This is a genomic window from Kitasatospora sp. NPDC059146 (genome assembly GCF_042786665.1).
Classification (GTDB): domain Bacteria; phylum Actinomycetota; class Actinomycetes; order Streptomycetales; family Streptomycetaceae; genus Kitasatospora.
The window spans coordinates 1-3,636 of sequence record NZ_JBHZCY010000246.1 but is presented as its reverse complement, the minus strand read 5'-3'; the positions used below and the strand labels follow the sequence as shown (position 1 = coordinate 3,636).

2 protein-coding genes are annotated in these 3,636 nt (G+C 74.7%); both read right to left on the bottom strand.

Annotated features, from left to right (window positions below; translation table 11 throughout):
* On the bottom strand, window positions 1-2,978 hold a 2,978-nt coding region (locus tag ACFXPX_RS43535), incomplete at its 3' end, for a beta-ketoacyl synthase N-terminal-like domain-containing protein (protein ID WP_380645082.1).
* 381 nt (window positions 2,979-3,359) lie between these two features.
* Window positions 3,360-3,636, bottom strand: a 277-nt coding sequence (locus ACFXPX_RS43530; RefSeq protein ID WP_380645081.1) for a BTAD domain-containing putative transcriptional regulator, incomplete at its 5' end; no start/stop codon positions are given.

The following is a 3,636-nucleotide window of genomic DNA, read 5'->3' as shown; positions in this document are numbered from 1 at the left end:
AGGCCGCGTTGGCGGCTGAACTCGACGAACATGCCGGGGGCGGCCATGACCGCCGCGCCGCCGGCGAGGGCGGTCGAGCACTCGCCCCTGCGCAGTGACTGGCAGGCCAGGTGGAGTGCGACCAGCGAGGAGGAGCACGCGGTGTCCACCGTGATCGCCGGGCCCTCCAGGCCGAATACGTACGACAGCCGGCCGGACAGGACGCTCACGGTGGTGCCGGTCAGGACGTGCCCTTCGACGAGGTCGCTCGCCTCGTGCATGCGGGCCCCGTAGTCCTGGGTCATCGCGCCGACGTACACGCCGGTCCGGCTGCCGCGCAGGGACTCCGGCGCGATGCCGGCCCGCTCGAACGCCTCCCAGGAGCTCTCCAGCAGCAGCCGCTGCTGCGGGTCCATCGCCAGCGCCTCGCGCGGGCTGATCCCGAAGAAGGCGGCGTCGAACCGGTCGGCGTCGTGCAGGAAGCCGCCCTGACGGGTGTACGTGTGGCCGCTGCGGGACGGGTCGGGGTCGTACAGCGAGTCCAGCTCCCAGCCCCGGTTGTCGGGGAACGAGGAGACGGCGTCGCGGCCGTCCGCCACGAGCCGCCAGAGCTGTTCGGGGCTGCGGACCTCGCCGGGGAACCGGCAGGCCATCGCGACGATCGCGATCGGCTCCTGCTCGCCGGCCGCGTCGTGGCCGACGGCCGGCGGCTGTCCGTCGGCGGTCGCCTCCGCCTCCGGGGCGTCGTCCTCTCCGGTGAGCCGGGCGAGCAGGTGGCGGTTCAGGGCCTTCGGCGTCGGGTGGTCGAAGAGCAGGGTGAGGGGCAGGGCCAGACCGGTCGCCGCCATGAGCCGGTTGCGCAGCTCGACGGCCATGGCGGAGTCGAACCCGAGGTCCCGGAGCGGCCGGTCCTCGGGGGTGGCGGCCGCCGCGTGGCCGCACAGCGCGGTGATCTCGGCGCGGACGAGGTCACGGACCCAGTCCTGTGGTGCGGTGCGGGCCCGGTCGGCGGTCGCGTCGACGGCGCCCGCGCGGGCGGTGTCCGGTCGTGCGGTGTCCGGGCGGGCGGCGCGGAACGGGTACGTCGGCAGCGGGACCCGCTGTGCGCCGGATCCGCCGAGGGCGGCCGCCCAGTCCGGTGCGGCCCCTCGGACGTGCAGTTCGGCCATCGAGCTGAGGAACCGGTCCGCCCCGCCCTGGTCGCGGCGCAGGGTGCCGACGACGACGGCGCCGCCCGTCAGGCCCTCGTCGTCCAGGGTCTCCTGGAGGCCGCCGAGGAGGCCGGGGTGCGGGCTCACCTCCAGGAAGAGCCGGTGCCCGTGGGCCAGCAGCGCGCGGGTGGCGTCCTCGAAGCGGATCTCGCTGGTGATGTTCCGCAGCCAGTACGCGGCGTCCAGGGCCGCGGTGTCCAGGAGCCCGCCGGTCGAGGAGGAGTAGAACGGTACGGCGGAGCTGCGCGGGCGGATCGCGGCGAGGCCGTCGAGGATGCCGTCGCGGTCGAGGCCGAGTGCGGGGGAGTGTGCGGCGAGTCCGTTGCTCAGACGTCGTGCCCGCACCCCCTCGGCTGCCAGTTCGGCCAGCAGCTCGTCCACGGCCCCCCGGTCACCGGAGAACAGGGTGGATCGCGGGCCGTTGGTCCCGGCGACGACGAGTCGGCCCTGCCACCGGGCGAGCCGTGGCGCCAGCTGTTCGCGGGGCAGCAGGACGGAGGCCAGATCGCCCTGTCCTGCTGCGGCGGCCTGCGACCGGCTCCACAGCGCCACGACCTGGGCGGCCTCCTCCAGGGTGAGTGCACCGGCGACGTGGGCGGCCGCGATCTCGCCCAGGCTGGCGCCCACCACGGCGGCCGGTGCCACGCCGGCGGCGCGCCACAGCGCCGCGAGCGAGACCATCACGGCGAACAGGACGGGTTGGACGACGTCCACCGCCACCGGGGCGGGGGCGCCGGGGGCCTCGCGCAGCACGTCGGCCAGTGACCACGGGACGTACGGTGCGAGGGCGTCCTCACAGGCCTTCATGTGGTCCCGGAAGAGCTCCGAGGACTCCAGCAGGTCGAGGGCCATGCCCCGCCACTGCGTGCCCTGGCCCGGGAAGACGAAGACGACTCCGCGCCCGGTGTCCGCCGTCCCGCGGACGAGTGACGGCGCGAACCCGCCCTCGGCGACGGCCCGCAGTCCGTGCAGGGCGTCCACGCGGTTCTCGGCGACCAGGACGGCGCGCTGCTCGAACGCCGTCCTGGTGGTGGACAGCGAGTGGCCGACGTCGGCGAGCCGGAGGCCCGGGTCGGCCGCCAGCCGCTCGCGGAGCGCCTGCGCCTGGGCCCGCAGGGCGGCGTCGCTGCGGGCGGAGAGGACCAGGGGTGTGCGCTCCGTGACGAGGAGCGGCCGGGCGGCGGGCCGTGCCCCGGGGGCTGCCGGGGGATCGGCCGGTACGGCGCCGAGCAGTTCGAGGACACCCGGGCCGGACGCGGGTCGGCCGCAGGCGACCACACCCAGGACCCGGGCGCCGTCGCGTCGCGCGTCGGGCAGCCGCCGGAGCACGGCGAGGACCGTGCCGCCGTCGCCGGCGAGGGCGAGGTCGCACTCCCCGCGGCGCAGCGCCTCCGCGGCGAGCGCGACGGCGGCCTGCACCGGTGCTTCCGACGGTCCGGGAGCGGCCTGCGGGCCGTGGAGGCCCAGTACGGCGGCAAGGCGCTCCGGCGAGTGCTGCGGTGACTGCTGCGCCGATCGGTCCGGCGACGACGGTGCGAGGAAGACACCGGTTCGGCTTCCGCGCAGCGAGGCGGGGAGGATCCCGGCGTCCTCCAGCGCGCTCCAGGCGAGCTCCGACAACCTCCAGTCCGCGGGGCCGAGTTCGGCGGCCAGGGCGGCCGGAAGCCCGAAGAACGCGGGGCCGCCGTCAGGGCCGTCGTAGCCCTGCTGGTCGCTGTCGGCTCCGGGCGTCGGGCCGGACAGCCCGACGACGGCGACCGGGTCGTGCTCACAACTCGTCTGCGGCACTGGCTACTCGGCTTTCCTCGTGGTCCTGATGTGCTCGCCGGTCCGGCGGAGCGGACGGCTACTGCGCGTGCCGCATGCGTGCGGTCGCTGTCCACCCAGCGGCTCGGGCGAGAGGGCTGCCGACGCCTCATCTCGATCCAGCGGCTCGGTTGACCGAGAGCCTGCCAGGATGATCTTGGCAGTGACTTGGAGTCGACTTGGAGTCCACTTGGAGGAGTCTTGGAGTGCGGGCGGAACCCGGGTCGCGAGCGTGAGTTGCCTGCAAGGCAAGCGAAATTGCATGAGCATGTCATTGAGGTGGCGAAAAAGCGGACCCGGTGGCGACGGCTGTGTCAGCCGTCGCCACCGGGCCGTCGTCGGGGGCCTATCGTCGCGGCGTGCTCATGCGCAGCCCGCGACGGGGTCGCCGCGCAGGATCGAGCCGAACAGCTCCTGCAACTCGGCGCCCGGGTCCACGCCGTACTCGTCCGCCAGGGTCCGTCGGGTCCGGTGGTACGCGTCGATCGCGTCGGCCCGCCGACCGGACCGGTACAGGGCCTTCATCAGCAGCCAGCTGAACCGCTCCCGGGTCGGGAATCGCGAGGTGAGCGCCGGTAGTTCGGCGGCGACCACCGAGTAGTCCCGCGCTTCGGACAGCCTCGCCTCCCACAGGCTCTCC